Here is a 21,766-nt window from a genome sequence, read left to right on the forward strand (position 1 = left end):
GAACTGTCGTTGATAGGTCGCAATCAAGAAACATACGTGCAACGTTTAAGCCACAGCAACGCCATCGTTCAGGATCATCGTGTACACGGAATTTGTACGTTACCCGGGGTCACCCTACTGGATATGATCTATCGTTTGTCGGCTTTATATTTAGAGACACACTGTGTCGAATTGCGGCAGATTTTGTTTACAACGCCCATTGTGACATCAGAGCAATTTGACCGCGAGATTGCTGTGACGTTCTCACCTGTACCTTCAGAGTTGCAATGGAGGGTAACCATTACAAGCAACAAAGTGATGAATGGTACCATCGATCAGGGCAGTGAAGAACAACATATGCAATGTACGATGTTTCTTGTTGATCCTGAGTTTAATCCACCCGTGAGCCATGTTCAGGATCTGAAAACTCAATCCCGAGATCAGTGGAGCATGGATGAGGTTTATCAATTGGCAAGGCAGGTCAACATCGAGCATGGGCCATTTATGCAAACTTCAGGGGTCGTCTACCAATATGAGAATCAGGAGCTTATGTGTCTGAATCTCAGTGAGCAGGCTTCCGTTTACTCCAATGATTTTTATGCACATGCAGCTTTTTTGGATGGGGCAACTTTTGCGGGCTCCTCATTTCGTTTAAAGGAAAAAGCACAGGGGATGTTTGATGATCAGACTCCCTATATTCCTTTTATGATTGAACGCTTCTGTATTTATGGTCCGTTACCTGACACCATTGGTGTGCACTCGCTCGCTCGACCATTGATAAACGATAATTCTGTCTCATCACCAGATCTGATTTCTACAGATATTAGAGTGGTTGATTCTGCTGGCAAGTCCTTGGTTGAATTTGAGCGTTTAACCGCTAAACGTATTCGTAATCCTCATTTGATACAGAAATGGGCCGAAGTACATCAGAATCCAAATGGGGTAGAAGGCTCAGGTTCAGAGGATGCATCTGTACCTGAGCTGGCCACACAGGTCAATATACAAGATTCACCTCTCAGTATAGATGATATATCCGAACTATCGAATCAGCGAAGAGGTGTTCCAGAAGGGAACACGAAGCAGGTTGCGGACTACTTAAAGGTAGAGATAGGCAAAGTGCTTGGAACATCTGAAGCGAATTTGGACACAGAGCTGGGATTTTATCAGATGGGACTGGATTCCTTGCAGCTTATCAACCTTTCAAGGACGCTGGAGAACAAAGTGAAGGAACAGCTTTACCCCACGCTGTTATTTGAATATTCCAATATTAAGTCTCTTGCTGTATACCTGCACCAACATTGGCCTGAGGCATTTACTGAAAATCAGTACACGGAGAGCAAAGCTTCGGCCAGCAAGGCAAGCATCAAAACTTCAGAACTCAATCATGATCGGGGAAAGAGTGATGATTACTCATCTATCATGCTCGAACCCTTCTGGGAAGAGGTCACGCTGCATATGCGTAACACCTCAAACACAGTGCGGAGCCACGTTGTTATTCTTTGCGAGCAGGCAATTGGACATGATCAAATGATCAAGGAATGTTTTCCGCAATCAGAGGTTGTCACACTAACCAGTGAACGTACCATGCCACAGTCATTTGAACAAATGTGCGAGCAATGTATAGTCTGGCTTCAGAATTACATGCAGCAGTTTCCCAAAGCGGAGACCCATATTCAAATAATTGGTCCGTCAGGAACGGGCACTGATTTTTCAGGCGCGATGGTAGCCCTATTAAGAACAGCTCATGCAGAGAACCCTCATCTGCATGGACAGATCATCACGGTGAATGATATTCATAACGTTACAAGAACTCAATGGGCGGACTGGTTGGATAAAGAGCGAGTAACACATTCCTCGGGAGTCAGTGAAGTGTATTACACCGGTAAATCTCGCGTGCGGATGGTGAAAAAATACCGTGAGAAGCCGATACCGATGCTGCAGAAAAGCCAGTATGTTGCAAAAGATGGTGTTTATCTGATTACAGGTGGATTGGGTGGATTAGGCTTGATGGTGGGTCGACATTTGGCTCAGCAAGGGAGGATTACATTGGCGCTGGTGGGGCGTTCTTCTCTTGGCAAAAAAGAGTCCAATAAGATATCGGAGTTGAAGAGTCTGGGAGCGGATGTTCATTATTTTCAGGCAGATCTAACGCATAGCGAGCAGACGAGTCATGTCATCCAGCAGATTCGGACCAGTCTGGGAGTTATTCGGGGAATCATACATTGTGCAGGAGTTACCCGGGACCAATTCATTTTACAGAAAACAAAAGAGAATATTTCGGAAGTGCTAGGCCCTAAAGTGAGCGGACTTTGGTACCTGGATGAATATACTCGTGATCAACCACTGGACTTTTTTATTTTATTCTCTTCACTATCGGCTGTGCTCGGGAATATGGGACAAGCAGATTATGCTTGTGGTAACGCTTTTATGGATCGGTTTGCAGAGCGGCGTCAGCAACAGGTTGTGGCAGGACAGCGATCAGGCAGAACCCTTTCAATTAATTGGCCTTTATGGGCGAATGGAGGCATGTCAATCGATCCAGTTTACCAGCAGCAGTTGGAAGCCAAAACGGGATTGGCCCCGCTGCCTCAAGACGAAGGAATGCAACTGTTCGATTCGCTTATGATGAATGCATCAACGCAGACTGTTGTGATGTATGGTAAACCTTCGTTTATCCGAAATTTTGCACAAACTACTATCCATGTGGAGGGCCTTTCTGCAGCAAAAGTTTTAAATCATGAGGTTCCTCGAAAAGAAAAGCGACCATCGGAAATGCATACAGAAGATATAGCCATTATTGGTGTGGCTGGCCGCTATCCGATGGCTCGGAATGTGGATGAATTTGCTGCCAATCTGTTATCAGGTAAGGATTGCATTACAGGTTTTCCCAGAGATCGTTGGGAACAGGGGCGGTTTTCGTATACGCCGGATTCATATTATCAGTTTGGGGGATTCATCGATAAGATTGATGAGTTCGATCCACTATTTTTTAATTTATCTCCCCGTCAGGCGGAGATGATGGACCCCCAGGCAAGACTTTTTCTGGAGACGGCATGGGAAGCCTGTGAAGATGCGGGATTTCGCGTTGAACGCAGTCAGCACCAGGATACTTCAACAGGTACCCGGAGTGTGGGTGTATTTGCCGGCGTATTCTGGAATCATTATGAGCTGTTTGCATCGGAACTGACAGATCGCGGTGTACCTACATCCTTGGGGGTCAGCGCAGCATCCGTTGCAAACATGGTATCGTATTGCATGAATTTCCATGGTCCTTCTCTTGCGGTAGATACCATGTGTTCCTCCGCATTAACGGCCATTCATCTGGCCTGCGAAAGCATTCGAAATGAGGAATGTGAGTATGCTCTTGCTGGCGGAGTCAACGTCATTACGCATCCACATCGATACATGTTTTTGAAAGAGGCACAGCTATTATCATCCGATGGACGATGCCGCAGTTTCGGAGAGGGCGGAGACGGATATGTGCCGGGTGAGGGAGCCGGAACGGTGTTGCTGACCAGTCTGAGTCATGCCGAAGAGCAAGGTTATTCCATCTATGGTGTTATTAAAGGGTCTGCAATCAATCATGGAGGAAAAACATCAGGCCCAACGGTACCAGACTCAACAGCACAGTCGGAAGTTATTAAACATGCATTCAAACGTTCAGGGGTTGATCCTCGAACGGTCAGTTATATTGAGACACACGGCACAGGAACGTCCCTCGGAGATCCGATCGAGGTACAGGGACTGAACAAAGCATTGGCGGACTGGTCACTGCCGGAACAGAGTTGTGCAATTGGTTCACTGAAGTCCAATATCGGGCATTTGGAAGCGGCTGCGGGTGTGGCTGCGTTAACCAAGGTACTGTTACAGATGAAACACAATCGGATTTTTCCTTCCTTACATGCGGAACGTCTGAATCCGTACATTCCTTTTCAGAACACTCCTTTTTATGTGGAGAGGGAAGGAAAGGACTGGAGAACTATGAAGGCAGATCGTAACACTCCAGAAACCCATCCTTTGCGAGCGGGTATTAGCTCCTTCGGAGCAAACGGCAGTAACGCCCATTTGATTGTTGAAGAATATGCACCAACAGCAGTAAATTCCACTTCAGATTTGGAGTCCGAGCTTCCAGTCATTGTTCCGTTATCTGCCAAAAGTCAAACAAGTCTGCTTGATCATGTGCGCGACATGATGAATTATCTCTCCACCAGTAAGGAACATCAAAATTCCGCCGCCACACTGGGAATCAAGCTATCCAATCTAGCATACACGCTGCAGGTGGGCAGAGAGCATATGCGATACAGGGTTGCCTTTGTTGTCAGTTCTCTTGAAGAGCTGAGAAGGAAATGTACAGAGTATGTGCAAAGCAAAGACCAAGGCCAGCGGATTGGATCTTTGAACAGTCGGGTTGGTTATGAGGGAGAAGTCAGGCTTCAAGAAGATGCGATCACAGAACTGTTTCAATCAGATGAAGACATTCGGACAGCAATCGAAATATGGATGAACAAAAGAAAGATGGCTTCAATCGCTGAAGTATGGGCCAAAGGAATAACCATTGTTTGGAACAGCATGTACCAGAAGGACAGCAGGCCTACTCGAATCAGTCTCCCTACCTATTCATTTCAAAGAGAACGCTATTGGGTCCCCATGGTCCATGCAAAAAGGGAGAGCGGGACTGCAGGTTTCGGCAAAAAGGTTACAGTTCTGCACTCCATGCTGCACCACAACCGTTCGGATCTGCTGCGGGGCCAGTGGTACAGTAGTCAGTTCAATGGCAATGAGCCTTTCCTAAGCGATCATGTGGTGCAGGGGCATAAGCTGCTTCCAGCTGTTGTTCAGCTGGAAATGGCCCGGGCAGCAGCAGCGCATGCAGCGAATTGGCCTCCGCTCACACACAGTCTGCTGCTGCGGCATGTAATGTGGAGCAGGCCGCTCGTTGTTGGAGAGGAGCCTCTGGAGGTTCATCTCGTGCTGGAGGCCGAGGCAGATGGAAGTCTGTCCTATAAAATATCGGCAGCGTCATCAATTGAATCTGGAGAAGCGGTGTATAGTCAAGGGCGTGTAAGTGTGGGACGACCTCTCGCAGAAGCCGTGCAAACCTTGGATTTGCACGCTGTACGCAGCCGGTGTACAGATGGACAGGCCAGTGGGGCAGTTTGTTATGAAGCATTCCGAAAACTGGGTCTGAAGTACGGTCCGTCCCATCAGACCATTGCCGAATTGCAATGGGGGGCAAACGAGGCCTTGGCGCAGCTGCGTCTGCCACAAGCGCTCTTCGAAGGGCAAGCGGACACCATGCTGCATCCCGGTATGGTGGATGGGGCCTTGCAAGCATCCATCGCCCTGCTGGCCGGAGATCAGATCGCGGAAGTGGTGAGATCCACTACTCTGGAGGGTGCAGTAAGCTTGGAGAGCACGGCCCTTGCGAGCACAACAGAACGACATGGGAACCCGCCCGCTTCCGCTCCGTTGCCTTTTGCGCTGGAGGAGGCGGAAGTGATATCTCCTTGTCAGGCGCACATGTGGGCGGTGGTGCGTGTTCGCCCCGAGTCTGCGGCATCTTCCGCTGCGGAGGCTAGCGTCCGTAAACTGGATCTGGAGCTGTGCGATTCAGAGGGACAGGTTTGCATTCGACTGCGGGGCGTGACCTCGCGTGTACCCGAAAGCCGGGAAGGTGTGCTGCTGGTGCAGCCCGAGTGGCAGGAGCTGCCGAAGCGCTCTCTACCGGCTGAAGCTGTGGGGGTTGAACCCGCGGTGCTGCTGTGTAATTGGGCCCCGCAAGACTTCGCGGCTGCGGATGTGTCCTGGAAGCAGATGGTGTTAACGGGGGCGTTGGAGGCGCGGTACGGACAGGCTGTTCAGGCCATTCTGCACCATGTGCAGCAGCAGCTTGCGATGCAGCGAAGCCACCGGATGGCTGTGCAGGTCGTCGTGGCGGGAGATGAACAAGGAAGACGGTTCGCTGGTTTGAGCGGGCTGCTGCGGACGGTGAGGCTGGAGCATCCGGGCTGTCTGGCACAGCTTGTCGAAGTCCAGCCAGAGACATCTGCCGCTATGTTGATCGAGCAGCTGCACCAGTGTGCGCTGCATGCGGAGGAGAGCCACCTGCGTTGGGAAGCGGGTGAGCTGAAGCGAGCGGGCTGGCAGGCGGTTGACGTGGACAGAGATGAGAACGTGGACACGAATGAGATGACGAATGGGAATGCAGAGACAGAGGTGAAGACAAAGCGGAAGACCAGTGTTCCACGGTTGTCCCCTTGGAGAGACGGAGGCGTGTACGTCATTACAGGCGGAGCCGGTGGCCTGGGACGGATCTGGGCCCGGGAGATTTCAGTCCAAACGGAAGGCAGTACGCTTATATTGACTGGTCGATCCCCAACGATGCCAGAGACGGTACAGCGAGAGATGGCGCAACTTCCTGCCCGGGTACTTTATGAAACGGTGGACGTCACCAACAGAGAGGCGGTCAATGCACTGTTTCGGCGTCTTCGTCAGCAGTATGGCCGGGTGAACGGGGTGCTGCATTGTGCCGGAGAGATCCGGGACAGTCTGATACGGTACAAAACGGAAAGCGACTGGCAGGCCGTGCTGGCTCCGAAAGTAGTCGGCATACGGAATCTGGAAGAAGCGATCGGGACAGAAGCGCTGGATGTGCTGCTGCTGTTCTCCTCGGGTGCAGCGGTGACGGGGAATGCAGGGCAGGGTGATTATGCCGCCGCGAATGGGTATATGGATGCGTATGCGGTGAGCCGAAATGCGCGGATGAAACGCGGGGAGTGTCAGGGTCGAACCTTGTCCATTAACTGGCCGCTGTGGGAAGAAGGCGGGATGCAGCTGGAGGAAGAGGGGAAGGCGCGTCTGTGGAACCAGCATGGACTAAGACCGCTGGGAACCACGTCGGGTGTGAAGGCGCTGTATCAGGCTTGGGCGAGTGGAAGCAGTCAGGTTGCGGTGGCGGAAGGCAATCTGTTGGCGCTGCGCAGAAGCCTGCTGGAGCCGATAGATTCGTGGTCAACTGAACCGATGGAGTCAGCAAACACTAACGTAAACACTAACGCTAACGGGCATAGACCTTCCCCGGAATCGTTATCCATCAAGCTTGGAGCCCCTCTGGCGGGAGGCATGACCCAACAGGAAGCTGTATCTGTGCTCACGTTGGAAGTGGCCGCTTTGTTGAACGTAAGGGAGCAGGAGATTGATCCGGACATGGACTGGAGTGAATATGGTTTGGACCCGGTGCAATGGAGTGAACTTTCCCGCAGACTGCTAACTCGGCATGGATGGGATATTTCTGCAGAGACACTGTTGGAACAAATGAGCCTCCACGCAACCGCTGAGCAGTTCGTGGGTCAATTAAACCTTGCCAAGAGTTCAACAGCAGATATATCTGCGAGTATTGAGAATACGGAAGAATTCACCGAACTTGAAGGCAATCGTGAGGATAGAACGATCCTTTGGTTAATTGAAAAATTGGCACCCGTGATTGGCTTGCCAGAATCAAGGATTGAGCCGGATGCCCCACTGGAGCAATATGGTATCGATTCGCTGCTCATTATGAAGATGACGGACGTACTGGAGAATGAATTGGGTTCCCTTTCCAAAACGCTGTTCTTTGAATATCAGACCCTGAGGGAACTATGTCATTACTTTATGAACATGCATCAGGTGCGTTTGGATAAGCTGCTTCAACAACAAGGGATGAAACCAGCCGGAACGTCGCAGAAGAATGTGTTAGCGAATGTACAGAATGTGTCGGACTCTCGAACGCACGCACCAACGCACACCATGATGTTGAAGCGAAAGCTGCTGACAGGAACCCCATTCGAAGCCGAAGCCGAACCTATTTTGAAAAAAACGGATTTGGACCTGTCCATTCATATGGACTCACCCTCTGGTGGTGGAAAAGACTCGAATAATGAGCATCAGGATATTGCGATTATTGGAATGGCTGGCAGATATCCAGGTGCCCGTAATACCGGGGAATTTTGGCATAACCTGCGAAATGGTGTGGACAGTATTACCGAGATTCTATCGGAACGTTGGGATCACGGGCAGGTGTATAACCCAGAGCCAGGAATTCCAGGCAAAACCTATGGCCGTTGGGGTGGTTTTTTGGATGGTGTAGATGAGTTTGACCCGTTGTTTTTCAAGGTGTCTCCTCGTGAAGCCGAAACAATGGACCCTCAAGAACGACTTTTTTTGCAGTGTGTATATGAAACACTGGAAGATTCGGGATACACAAGACAAAGCTTGAGCACGGAGAAAGTGGGCGTCTATGTAGGTGTGATGTATGAGGAGTATCAGCTCTATGGGGCCCAGAATTCCATGGCATTCAACGGTAATCCTTCTTCCATTGCCAATCGGGTTTCGTATTTCTGTAATTTTCGCGGACCAAGCATGGCCGTGGATACAATGTGTTCGTCGTCATTAACATCCATTCATTTGGCCTGTCAAAGCCTGAGACAGAACGAGTGCCAGGTAGCTGTAGCTGGCGGTGTGAATGTGTCGGTTCATCCCAACAAATATATTCTTTTGTCTCAAGGGAAGTTTCTGTCCAGCAAAGGACGGTGTGAGAGTTTTGGCCAAGGTGGGGACGGCTATGTTCCGGGTGAAGGCGTCGGCGCGGTTCTGTTGAAACCGTTGGCGAGAGCCATAGCGGATGGCGACCGGATTCACGGTGTGATCAAAGGATCAGCGCTGAATCACGGAGGCAAAACCAATGGATATACCGTGCCAAATCCCAACGCACAGGCTGAGGTTATCGGTGACGCCCTGCTTGAAGCAGGGATCGATCCGCGAACGATCAGTTACGTGGAGGCGCATGGAACAGGAACCTCGCTCGGGGACCCTATTGAAGTGGCCGGTTTAACAAAAGCATTTCAGCGGACGGTCCAATCCAACTTCAAGTGTGCCATCGGTTCAGCCAAATCCAACATTGGTCACTGCGAGAGCGCAGCAGGCATTGCGGCGGTAACCAAAGTGTTGCTGCAGCTGCAGCATGGGGAACTCGCGCCATCCTTGCACGCGGAAGAGACCAATCCAAACATTGATTTTACCCAGAGTCCATTTGTGGTTCAGAGGGTGCTCGAACCATGGAAGCGTCCGGAAATAGATGGAGTGCAGATCCCAAGACGTGCAGGCGTATCTTCATTTGGAGCTGGGGGTGCCAATGCACATATCATCATTGAAGAGTATACCCCGACAGGTATGTATCCGGAACAGATAACAGTTGGCAAAGATCACCCTAAATCTCCTGTTATCGTTGTGCTGTCCGCAAGAAATCAGGAACGACTCTTGGCAAAGGCCAAAGACTTGCTTGAGGTGTTATGTACCGGAATATATGAGGATTCGGATATGAGGAACCTGTCCTATACTTTGCAAGTTGGACGTGAATCGATGGAGGAGCGTCTGGGCTTGCTAGCGGCGTCCATAGAGGAACTCATTACGAAACTAAAAGAGTATATTGACCCGGCAAACGATATGGAAACACAAGCTTCCCAGAATTTGTTCTATACCGGTCATGTGAAAAAGGGTAGAGAGATGCTTTCCATCCTTAGTCGGGATGAGGACATGGAAGAAATGGTGAATCGGTGGATTCAGAAGGGCCAGCATGAGAAATTATTGGAATTATGGGTACAGGGTCTGAACCTGGACTGGAATACATTATATGTTGCTGAGGGTAAACCCCAACGGATCGGTCTCCCAACCTATCCTTTTGCAAGAGAAAGGTACTGGATTCCGCAGCAAGCTCAGGCCAACATGATAAGTGAATCAAAGGTTGAGGAGGAGGAACCTCCTCTTGCAAACCCATCGGAGCCATCGGACCATAATCTTATGCTGACCCCAATATGGGAAGTAGTCGAAAAGACTGAAAAGTCCGAATTCAATCCTGGAAATAAACGATGGCTGGTGATTGGAGGTACAACGGAGCAATGGGAGATGGTTCATCAGATCCATGCAAAATCAATCCGTATGGATGCGGAAACGGCTGTAGATCCCGTCAGTCTGATGAATGCCTTGAAAAAGGTCGATACGATTGATCATATCATTTGGTTATCCAATCATATGTCTCTCCCTCCAACGTCACTGAATCATATGATATTGGCACAGAATATGGGCGTGAAAAATGTGTTTCGAATCATTAAAGCCATGATTCAATTGGGATATGGTCATCGTCCGTTGGAATGGTCATTCTTAACCTGTCAGACACAATCCGTATGGTCTAGCGACCCGGTTAATCCTGCGGATGCCGGAGTTCATGGTCTTGCCAGCTCAATGGCGCAGGAGTTTCCACAATGGTCTGTGCGTCTTGTGGATTTGCAAGCTGGTAACATCAATGAACGTTCCATTCGTGGAGCGCTCTCACTGGAACCGAAAAGTAAAGGGGATTTCCAGGTCCATCGAAACAACCGCTGGTACAGTCAGGAACTTGTTCGCCTGGAGAGCAATACCCCTCAGGACAACAACAATTATCGTTATGGTGGAATATATGTTGTCATTGGCGGAGCCGGCGGGATCGGAGAAGTATGGAGTGAATATATGATTCGGACCTATCAGGCGAGAGTGATATGGATCGGGAGAAGTGAATACAACGACGAGATACGGCATAAACAGAATCGTTTGTCAGCTCTGGGGGCTGCTCCCGAATATATTTCGGCCAATGCAGCCAGTGAAGAGGAATTAATGAGTGCGTATGAAACGATCAAAAGCCGGTTCAAGACCATAAATGGTATTGTGCATTCAGCAATTGTTTTGCAAGATGGCAGTCTGGAGCAGATGACAGAGGAACAGTTTCAACATGTATTTGTCGCCAAACTGGATGTAAGTGTTGTGATGGCAAACATATTTGCGAAAGAAAATCTGGACTTTGTCCTTTTTTTCTCATCTATGAACTCTTTTACCAGACAACCAGGCCAGAGCAATTACTCGGCGGGCTGTATGTTTAAAGATTCGTTTGCGCATTGGTTGCGACAATCCTGGACATGTCCGGTCAAAATTATGAACTGGGGTTTCTGGGGGAGTGTAGGCCGTGTGGCTTCATTGGAATACAGGGAACGCATGAACCGGATGGGTGTGAGTTCAATTGAGGCGCCAGAAGCGATGGAAGCCTTGGAGATGCTCATGAGCATAGATCTTACACAGGCTGCCTTGTTAAAAACAAAAATATATTCGATTCCTGGAATCAATATGCAAAAATCTGTACAAGTCTATAAGTCGGATCAGCCTCTAAAGGCAAGCAGCCCAGTGAATCGTGACCTCGTGCATACCTCTCATCCAGACAAGAATACAGGCCATTTGCTCCAAGAGATGGAGCCTTTGCTTGCAAAACTGATGTGGGTGCAGCTGCAAGCTTCCGGTTGGTTTGAATCCGATGTTAGCTCCGGCACTCTGACTGAATTAACACAGAATTTATCGGACACCTATGCGCATTGGATCAGAGGAAGTTTGACCGCGCTAGTCCGTTACGGCTATCTGATGAAAACCGATTTTGGTTACAGGGTATGCAATTACGATGCGCCGAATGCCGAAACGGCTTGGCAGGAATGGGAGCATAACAAACCCGGTTGGATCAAACACCACGGCGCGGAATCACAAATCAGATTGGTTGAAACGATGCTGAAGGCGCTGCCAGATATTATCGGCGGAAAATGCCTAGCAACCGAGATTATGTTTCCAGATTCCTCTATGGAATTGGTCGGGGGGATATACACGTGAAAATAAACCGTTATAACGAAGTGCTTGCTGAAACAGCACTACATTATGTGCAGCATAAAATCCAGTTGGACAGCTCTGCTCTCCGCATGATGGAGATTGGGGCGGGAACCGGAGGAACAAGCGCAGCCGTTTTGCACAGACTGAAACCGGTGGAACAACATATTCAAGAGTATGCATATACGGATGTATCCCAAGCATTCCTTTTGCATGGTGAACAGAAGTATGGAGCAGGCAGGTCATTCCTGAATTATCGTATGTTTGATGTTCGTTATGCTCCGTCTGCCCAACAGATAGACACCGGTGCCTATGATGTGGTCATCGCAGCCAATGTGCTGCACGCAACTCCCGATTTGCGGACAACACTGCGTAATGTGAAGGCTCTGCTAAAACAAGGCGGAATGCTGTTAATTAACGAGATTAGCAGCAATTCCCTTTTTACTCACCTTACCTTTGGTTTGTTGGATGGATGGTGGCTGTATGAGGACCCCGAGCTTCGTCTAACCGATTCTCCCGGAGTAGCACCTCATGTATGGGAACAGCTGTTACTGGAAGCGGGTTTTCATTCTATCGAATTTCCTGCACAAGATTGGCACGAGGAAGGGCAGCAGGTCATTGTGGCATACAGTGACGGCATAGTAAGGCAGATCGACGCGGAAGTTACTCCAGTTGGATCATCCAATCAGGCACGGTCTGAATTACAGTCCAATGATTCGTTCTCTCCAGGAAGCCGTCCTGAACTGCAAGAAAAGAAGCCGAGCAAGTCATCTCTTGGTTTGGAGAGCACTTCAGCAACCACATTGAAAGCACATGTAAGAGAGATCGTTACAGATATGCTGTCTGCTTCGCTTAAAGTGAACACCACCATGATTGATTCAGAGGAACTCTTCTCCGAATATGGTGTGGACTCCATTACAGGCGTGCGGCTTATTCAGTCGATCAACGAGGCGTTATCCATATCTTTGCAGGTCTCCAGCCTGTTTGATTATAGCTCCATTGAGTTGTTATCCAACCATATCGTTGAAAAGTATAGGGACGGCCTTGTGCAAACCATCGAAAAGACTTCCAAATCTGTAGATCCGGTGGAGTTGAGCTCTGAAGCTGCTGCCCCGCATGGATACAAAACAGAAGGTTCATCCGAACACAATCATGACCAGCATTCTGTGTTCCCAGATTCTTATAGTCCCTTAAAGGTGGAGCGGGGAGATATCGCTATTGTTGGGATGAGCGGGCGATTTCCGCAGTCAGATGATATTCATTCCTTATGGGGGAATTTAGTCACAGGAAAGAATCTGGTCGGGAGAGTTACGCGTTGGGATCTATCATCTTATTTTGAAAAGGATACTTCCTATTGCAGCCATGGTGGATTTTTGGAAAACATAGATGAATTTGATCCTCAATTTTTTAACATTTCAGGTACGGAAGCTGCTCATATGGACCCGCATCAGCGAATTTTTCTTGAGGAATGTTGGAAGGCGCTGGAGGATGCTGGATATGCAGGGCAGGCAGTTGCCGGGCTGAAGTGTGGTGTATACGCGGGATTTAATGAGCTTGATTACCGGACACTGCTTGGAACGAATCCTGTTCCGCAGGCATTCTGGGGTAACTCGGGTTCAGTCATTCCTGCTCGAATTGCATATTATCTGAATTTGCAGGGCCCTGCTATTGCAGTGGATACGGCATGTTCAAGCTCACTCGTATCGGTTCATCTGGCTTGTCAGGGATTATGGTCTGGAGAGACGGAAATGGCGCTTGCCGGAGGAGTCTTTATACAGTCCACCCCAGGTTTTTTCATTGCATCCAACCGGGCCGGCATGCTCTCAACGACAGGAAAATGTCATACGTTTGACCAGCGGGCAGACGGATTTGTGCCTGGAGAAGGTGCAGGAGTTGTAGTGCTGAAGCGTTTAAGTGACGCTTTGCGTGACAGGGACAACATCCATGGGGTTATTCGCGGTACAGCCATTAACCAGGATGGAGCCTCGAACGGGCTCACCGCGCCGAGTGCGAAGTCTCAGGAGCAGCTCATGAGTGAGGTCTACAATCGTTTTGACATCCATCCTGGAAATATCCAACTGGTTGAAGCCCATGGAACGGGAACTAAATTGGGAGATCCCATTGAATACAGTGCGCTTGTGAAAGCGTTCCGGTCGTACACCGAAGAGGAAAATTACTGTGCTCTTGGTTCAATCAAAACGAATATTGGACATGCTGCGGCCGCTGCCGGTGTGGCTGGACTGATCAAAATTTTACTTTCCTTAAAACATGCAAAAATTCCAGCTTCCCTTCATTTTCAGGAAGGCAACGAACACATTCCGTTTGCAAGCAGTCCTTTTTACATCAATACAGAGACAATCGATTGGATCACACCGCCAGGTGTTAAAAGGATGGCCGCAATCAGCGCTTTTGGCTTCAGTGGAACGAATGCGCATATGGTCATTGAACAAGCACCTGTCATGGGAAGTCAGAAGGTCAATCGTCCCGGGAACCTGATTGTTTTATCGGCTCAGTCACAGGAACAATTGCAAGTTCAAGTCAAGCAACTGGTTAGCTTCTGCAAAGAACAATCCGATGTGAGCTGCTGGGATATGAGTTATACATTGCTCATGGGACGAAAACATCTGAACACCCGATTGAGCTGTGTTGTCCGTAATGAGCAAGAGTTAATCAGAATATTGGAGAAGTGGCTTGAAAAGGGAGCCGCAGCAGAAGTTCAGGTGGTGGAACTGTCACATACACTGCGCCCGCAGTCTTCATTAATGCGTTATGGAAATGAATGTTTGCAGCATTGTTCGGAATCACCGAATTCGGCCGAATTTACGGAAAAATTAGCAGCAGCAGCAAGCTTATATATGCAAGGATATCATCTTGATTTTGAATTGTTGTTTAAGCATGCGCCCGCAGGACGAATCTCACTGCCCGTGTATCCGTTTGCCAAAGAAAAGTATTGGATTAATGCTGGTTATGCACCAACCCATGACCATGCGATTCGTCAGCATGCTGACCAGGTCAGAGAGGATTCAAACCAGTACCAGTTGCTTCATCCATTGCTGCATCGTAATACCTCGAATTTGGCTGCTCTCCAATTCAGTTCCACCTTTGATGGCGGGGAGCATTTCCTGAAGGATCATGTCGTGCAAGGGGAAAGTGTATTTCCGGGTGCAGCCTATCTGGAGATGGCTCGTGCTGCAGTGGAAATGGCTCATACGCATGATGATCTAGAACAGACATGGATAAGTCTGAGCCATATCGGCTGGTATGGACCACTACAGGTGAACAAAGAGCCTGTTCAGGTTGACGTCTTGCTTCATCCGCTTGAACGGGGAACGATCGAGTTTCGGATACAGAGCCATGGTGCGAAAGAGGCTGTAGTTCACTGTCTTGGGCAAGCGGTCATGATGCAGCCTCGGGAAGCTGGACAGACAGATCTGACACAGATCAGAGCCCAATGCACCGAAGGGTTTTATACAAGAGAGGGTTGTTACAACCAGTTTAAACAAATGGGTCTGCAATACGGGGATTATTATCAGGGAATTGAAGAGTTGTACATCGGGACCAATCAGGCGCTTGCCAAACTGAGCCTTGCAGAAGGGTTGTCCCATGAATATGGTGAAGGTCAGCTTCACCCTGGTCTTACAGACAGTGCCTTACAGGCATCCATTGGGCTTCTGTTGATGGCAGCAGGAGGTCCACCTGTTACAACACCGGTTCCGTTTGCCATGGAGCAAGTGGAGATATGGGGAAACAGTGCATCATTAATGTGGTCGCATATTCACGTCTGTACTCCGAATGACCCTCTAGTTGAAACGAAAAAGGTTGATATTGATGGATATGATGATAAGGAACAGCTTGTCCTTCGAATCAAGGGGCTGACGTTCCGCGAGCTTCCTAGACAGGTAGAGCATGGGGATGAAGGGACTTTGCTGGCTGAACCCTATTGGAAAGTGGCACCTGCTGACACATTTGCCGGAGGTGTTTCCGGGAATGAGACCATAACCGTGGACAATCATGTGGTGCTTTTATTCGAAGATAGCAATCACAGGTATCCAGGAATCGAGAAATATTTACAGCGATTTTCCATTCAAAGTGTACGTATTCCGTCAACGGATTTCAACCAGTCTTGGGACGAATTATTTACCAACGGCGCATTGCGGGTACTTGAAGAGATCCAGCTTCTTCTGATGCAGGCAGTGTCCCATGTTAACGATGAAAAATGGCTGCAAATTGTCATTCCTGGCGAGTTGTCGTTGTATCGCGGAATTGCCGCTATGTTAAGAACGGCCGAGCTGGAGAATCCATTCTTTCATGGTCAGGTTATTGAGATTTTGAATGAAACGGAATCGGAGATGCTGGCAAACATGCTCGTAGATAATCGGGCCTACCCGGAGCATGGTTTAATCCGTTATAAGAGTATACCAGGGCAATCAGGTTTTGGGCTTCGTCATGTTCAGGACTGGAAAATGATTGAACATGATCCATTTGAAAGTGCATTCGACATCCCGTGGAAACCCGAAGGGGTATACGTAATTACCGGGGGAGCAGGTGCTCTCGGGATTATCATGGCTGAAGAAATAGCGCTTCATGCACCCTCCTGCACCATTGTTGCTGTAGGGAGAGCATCCTTGTCAACCATTCGGATGCCATTGGATGCTTTACGTGAGAAAGGAATAAACCTTTTTTATAGACAAGGGGATATTTCGGATCGACAGACCGTGCAAGAATTAGTGAGTTCATTCAAGATGGAGTTTGGTAAGTTGAACGGGATCATTCATTGTGCAGGAATTATACAGGATGACCCCATTTTTGCAAAAAGAGAGGACGATCTTCGCAACGTTTTTGCACCGAAGGTGTCCGGTATTGTTCATTTGGACGAAGCCACTCGGGAGGAGAAACTGGATCTGTTCATCGTTTGTTCGGCTGTTGCCGCGATGTTTGGCAACCCTGGACAAGCCGACTATGCGGCAGCCAACGCTTTTATGGATTCTTTTGCATCTGAACGGCACCAGCGAGTGCAGAAGGGTGAGCGGTACGGGCGGACCTTGTCCATAAACTGGCCGCTGTGGACTGAAGGGGGTATGACGATACCTGAAACCGTTCAGCTAAGGATGTTCCATCGTTACGGTTTGGCGGGAATGGAAACGTCAAGCGGCATACAGGCCTTCTATCGGGCTTTGGCAACAGAAGCTGGACAGATTGCTGTTTTGTCGGGTGATATGACCCGGATCAGGAGGCTTCTACATTCCAAAAACCAACAGGGATTCCTGGCTTTTAATGGTGAGAGCGAAAGACTGGAAACGATGAAAGAAATAAATTCTCCTGTGGGGGAATCAAACCGATCACAGGCAGCTGACAAACCCAAACGAACGGTTCAATTTTTGATCCAAACTCTTGCCGAAGTTATTGGACTGCCCGAGTCTCGCGTTCGAGCGAATGCACCTCTGGAGCAGTATGGAATCGATTCAATCCTGATCATGCAGATGACAAACAAACTGGAAAGTTTATTTGGACCACTGCCCAAAACATTATTTTTTGAATACCAGACGATCGGGGATTTGAGCAGTTACTTTCTACAGGAGCAAGGCGAAAAACTGGACAGGTTGCTAAGGGAGGGAGATCCCGACACAACTTCAGATGCAGCATCCATACCTTTGGAAGCCAAGCATGTCAAAGTACAGCAGACCTTAGTGCAATCTGTCTTATCCATCCCTGGAGAGACCAGATCGCCCTATCTAACTTTTGGACAGACTCAAACAACTGCACCACGGATGAATGAATCACAGACTAATGTCTCCAGACAGGACACACCTGTCGATACGCAGCAGGATATCGCCATTATTGGTATGGCGGGAAGGTACCCGGGAGCACGGAACATCCATGAGTTTTGGGAGAATCTGCGCAGTGGAACGGACAGCATTACCGAGGTTCCATCTGAACGCTGGGACCAGGAGCAGGTATATGATTCAGCGCCGGGCACACCGGGCAAGACCTATGGACGCTGGGGCGGATTTCTGGATGGTGTGGACGAATTCGATCCGTTGTTCTTTCAGATTTCTCCTCGGGAAGCCGAGATGATGGACCCGCAGGAACGATTGTTCATGCAGTGTGTGTACGAGACGCTTGAGGATGCGGGGTATACGCGGGAGCGTTTGGCTGCCGATATCGTGGGTGTGTACGTGGGTGTGATGTACGAGGAATACCAGCTGTACGGGGCCGAGTCCTCAATTGCGCTCTCCGGTAATCCGGCGTCCATCGCCAACCGGGTGTCGTATTTCTGTAATTTCCGCGGACCGAGTCTGGCGGTGGATACGATGTGTTCGTCTTCGCTGACTTCCATTCATCTGGCGTGCCAGAGTTTAAGACAGAATGAGTGTCAGGTTGCAGTCGCGGGCGGGGTGAATGTGTCGGTCCACCCGAACAAATATATCATGTTGTCCCAGGGACGATTCCTGTCCAGCAAAGGTCGCTGTGAGAGCTTTGGTGAAGGGGGCGACGGGTATGTGCCGGGGGAAGGCGTGGGCGCGGTCCTGTTAAAACCGCTTGCACGAGCCGTTGCAGACGGGGACCGGATTTACGGCGTGATCAAAGGGTCGGCCTTGAATCACGGTGGAAAAACAAACGGATATACCGTGCCGAATCCCAACGCCCAGGCGGACGTCATCGGCCGGGCCTTGCGTGAGGCGGGCGTTGACCCGCGGACCATCAGTTATGTGGAAGCCCATGGCACGGGTACGTCGCTCGGTGATCCCATCGAGATTGCGGGGCTGAGTAAAGCTTTTCAGCAAGATCCGTCGGAAGAGGCCTACTGTGCGATTGGTTCAGCGAAATCCAATATCGGACATGCAGAGAGCGCAGCAGGCATCGCGGGAGTCACCAAGGTGCTGCTGCAATTACAGCATGGAGAGCTGGCGCCGTCCCTGCATGTGCAGCAGACCAACCCGCATATTGACTTTAGCCAAACCCCATTCACGGTCCAGCGGGAGTTAGATGTTTGGGAACGTCCGAGAGTGGACGGTCAGATTGTGCCGCGACGGGCGGGAATTTCCTCGTTTGGTGCAGGTGGAGCGAATGCTCATCTCATTTTGGAGGAATACCGGGAACCCGACCTGACGCGTGAAAAGATGAATGAGCCCAACGAGCAAAACGGGCAAAATGAAGTGCCAGGGATGATCGTGCTGTCAGCGAAGAACGAGGAACGGCTGGTTGTGCAGGCCTGTCAGCTGCGAGATGCACTCCGTACCGGGCAGAGCAGCTGGAAAGTGAGGGAGATCGCCTATACACTGCAAACCGGACGTGAAGCAATGGAGGTACGGCTGGGTGTGCTGGCGCAAACGATGGAGGAGCTGCTTGCCAAGCTGGACAGCTATGTGGAACAGGTGGGTCAGGCGGAACCAGCAGGCAAAGGAAACTTGTACTATCAGGGGCATGTGAAGCAAGGGCAGGAGCATCCGGGTTGGTTAACCGATGAGGAAGACATGAAAGAGAATGTGAAACGCTGGCTGTCCCAGGGTCGTTATGAGCATGTACTGGACGCGTGGTCACGAGGGGCAGTGATTCAGTGGATGGAGCTATACGGGGACAACAGACAGCAGCACCCGCGCCGAATCAGTCTGCCCGCGTATCCGTTTGCAGCTGAACGTTACTGGGTACCTGAACCCCTTGTCTCAAGAGAACAGAGGAGCAAAGTAATACAACATACAAGCGTACCTATTTTACATCCGCTCGTACATCGCAATACATCCAGCTTTGGTTTGCAACGATATGCCAGTACGTTTACGGGCGAGGAAACGATTTTGGCCCATCATCAGGTCCATGGAGAGAAATGGCTTCCGGGTACAGCCTATCTGGAAATGGCCAGAGCGGCGGTTCAGCAAGCTGTTGGACTTTTCGATGATTCGTTGCAGGTACGGTGTATTCAGAAAGTCACATGGATGACACCTCTACAGGTGGATCAGCCGGTTGATGTTCTCATCGAACTTAAACAGCAGAATGATGGAATCGTAGGTTTTGAGATCTATAGCTTCACTCATGGATCTGAGCAACTCAAACGAACACATTGCAAGGGTTCCGTTCTGCTGGGGGGAATACAGGCATCCGTTCAACCAAACGGAAACAAACCTTGGCTGGTTGAGAAGGCAGAACGTGTCCTAGCAGGTAAGGAGTGTTATTCCTTGTTTGACGGATTGGGTCTATCCTACGGGTCCGCCTTTCAGGGACTTACACAGCTGTTCATCCAGGATCATCAGGTTTGGGCACAGTTGCGGTTGTCTCCGGCAGTCGGACATACAGAGCAATATGTAATGAATCCATATTTGCTTGATGCGGCGTTCCAGGCCTCCATGGGTCTTTTGCTGAAGCAACATGTGGAGGGGGGCCGAAGTCCTGATTCAGTGCCACTGCCGTTTACACTAGATCAGCTGGAACTCCTGTATCCTTGCACAGAAGAGATGTGGGTGCGTGTCCAACGGATGGATCACTCTTCTGGGGCACAGGGGCTGATCAAGTTTCAGATTGAGATGTATAGTCCGGACGGAAAGTTATGCATTCGGATGACAGAATTGGCATGTAAAGCTCCCACAGCGGATAAGCTTCCTTTATTTCAAAATCCGTTGACGACCGGGGGGATACCTCCTGTTGGACATGTTCTGATGACACCCATATGGAGTGTATTTACGCCGGAGGAGATAGCGCTTCCGCTATCCGTTGGTAACAAGGTGCTCATCATTAGTGACAACGATACAAGTCATAAGCAAGCTCTGAAACTATATCCGGGCGCAATGCACATGTTGCCCCATAACAGCGTACTTGGTTGGAAGGACAACCTGTCGGAGTTTGTCATTCTGGATCATATCATATGGCACGCTCCTTCCCCCGGTAATGTTTGCATGGCAGATGATTCGATTGTTGAGGGACAGGAGCAGGGGGTTCTTCAACTGTTCAGAATGATCAAGAGTCTACTAGAGCTTGGATACGGTAATCGAAGCTTGAGTTTGACCCTCATTACGACAAATGCGATCCCATCCTCTCCAATGGACGAAATTAATCCTACCCATGCAAGCATTCATGGTTTTGCGGGCTCTTTGGCCAAAGAATACTCCCGGTGGAGCATAAAACTGCTCGATCTGGAGCATGAGGTTGAATGGGCGGAGACCCAAATGCAAGAACTTCCTTGGAATGGGCAAGGGAACGCCTATCTGTATAGGGATAACGAGTGGTTACGCCAGGAGTTGATCCCGGTAAATGTGCACAATGAACATGCAATTAAGGATGCTTATCGCCAAGAGGGAGTATATGTGGTCATTGGTGGGGCAGGTGGCATTGGACAGGTGTGGAGCGAATACATGATCCGGCAGTACAATGCACGCATTATCTGGATCGGGCGCAGGGAACCTGATTCAAGCATTCAACGTTGTATAGAACGTTTGGAGTCCCTGGGCAGTGCTCCCGAGTACATTGTGGCAGATGCGACAAATGCAGATTCCCTCCAGAAGGCCTATGAACAGATCAAGCGAAGACATCCCCATATTCAAGGTGTAATTCATTCTGCGATTGTATTGCAGGATCAGAGTATCGCCAATATGGAGGAGGATCGTTTTCAAGCTGTCTTATCTGCAAAAGTCGCTGTAAGTGCACGCATGGCTCAGGTATTTGGACAGGATGACCTCGACTTCATGCTGTTTTTCTCGTCCTTTAATTCGTTTACCAGGTCTCCTGGGCAAAGCAATTATGCGGCTGGCTGCACTTTCAAGGATGCGTTTGCTCATCAGCTTGCGATGGAGCGTTCCTATGATGTCAAAGTCATAAATTGGGGTTATTGGGGAAGTGTGGGAAGTGTAGCCTCGGAAGAATACAACACCCTTATGAGCAATGCCGGTATCGGTTCTATTGAAGTAGCTGAAGCGATGAAAGCACTGGAAATCCTTTTGACAGGATCACTGGATCAACTGGGGCTTGTCAGAACGACCAGACCTCTTTTTATGCAAGAGCTGAACTTGAACAAAGTTGCATCCCTGAATGGTTAACAGAACGATGTGTTGACAGGGTGCATGAACCGTTTTGCACGGTACGGGAGAGCAGC

Annotated in this window: 2 protein-coding genes; both read left to right on the forward strand. The window is 49.5% G+C overall.

Features of this window, described 5'->3' with window-relative positions:
- The first annotated feature begins 9 nt into the window (after window positions 1-9).
- Window positions 10-11,694: an SDR family NAD(P)-dependent oxidoreductase gene (locus tag MKY66_RS12970; RefSeq protein ID WP_339807152.1), complete on the forward strand. Its 11,685-nt coding sequence runs from the start codon at window positions 10-12 to the stop codon at window positions 11,692-11,694.
- Window positions 11,691-21,710 carry an SDR family NAD(P)-dependent oxidoreductase gene (locus tag MKY66_RS12975; RefSeq protein WP_339807153.1) on the forward strand — a complete coding sequence of 3,340 codons (10,020 nt, stop codon included), beginning with the start codon at window positions 11,691-11,693 and terminating at the stop codon, window positions 21,708-21,710. Before MKY66_RS12970 ends, MKY66_RS12975 begins: the two co-directional genes overlap by 4 nt.
- The last annotated feature ends 56 nt before the right edge of the window (window positions 21,711-21,766 follow it).

The organism is Paenibacillus sp. FSL R5-0766 (assembly GCF_037971845.1).
GTDB lineage: Bacteria > Bacillota > Bacilli > Paenibacillales > Paenibacillaceae > Paenibacillus.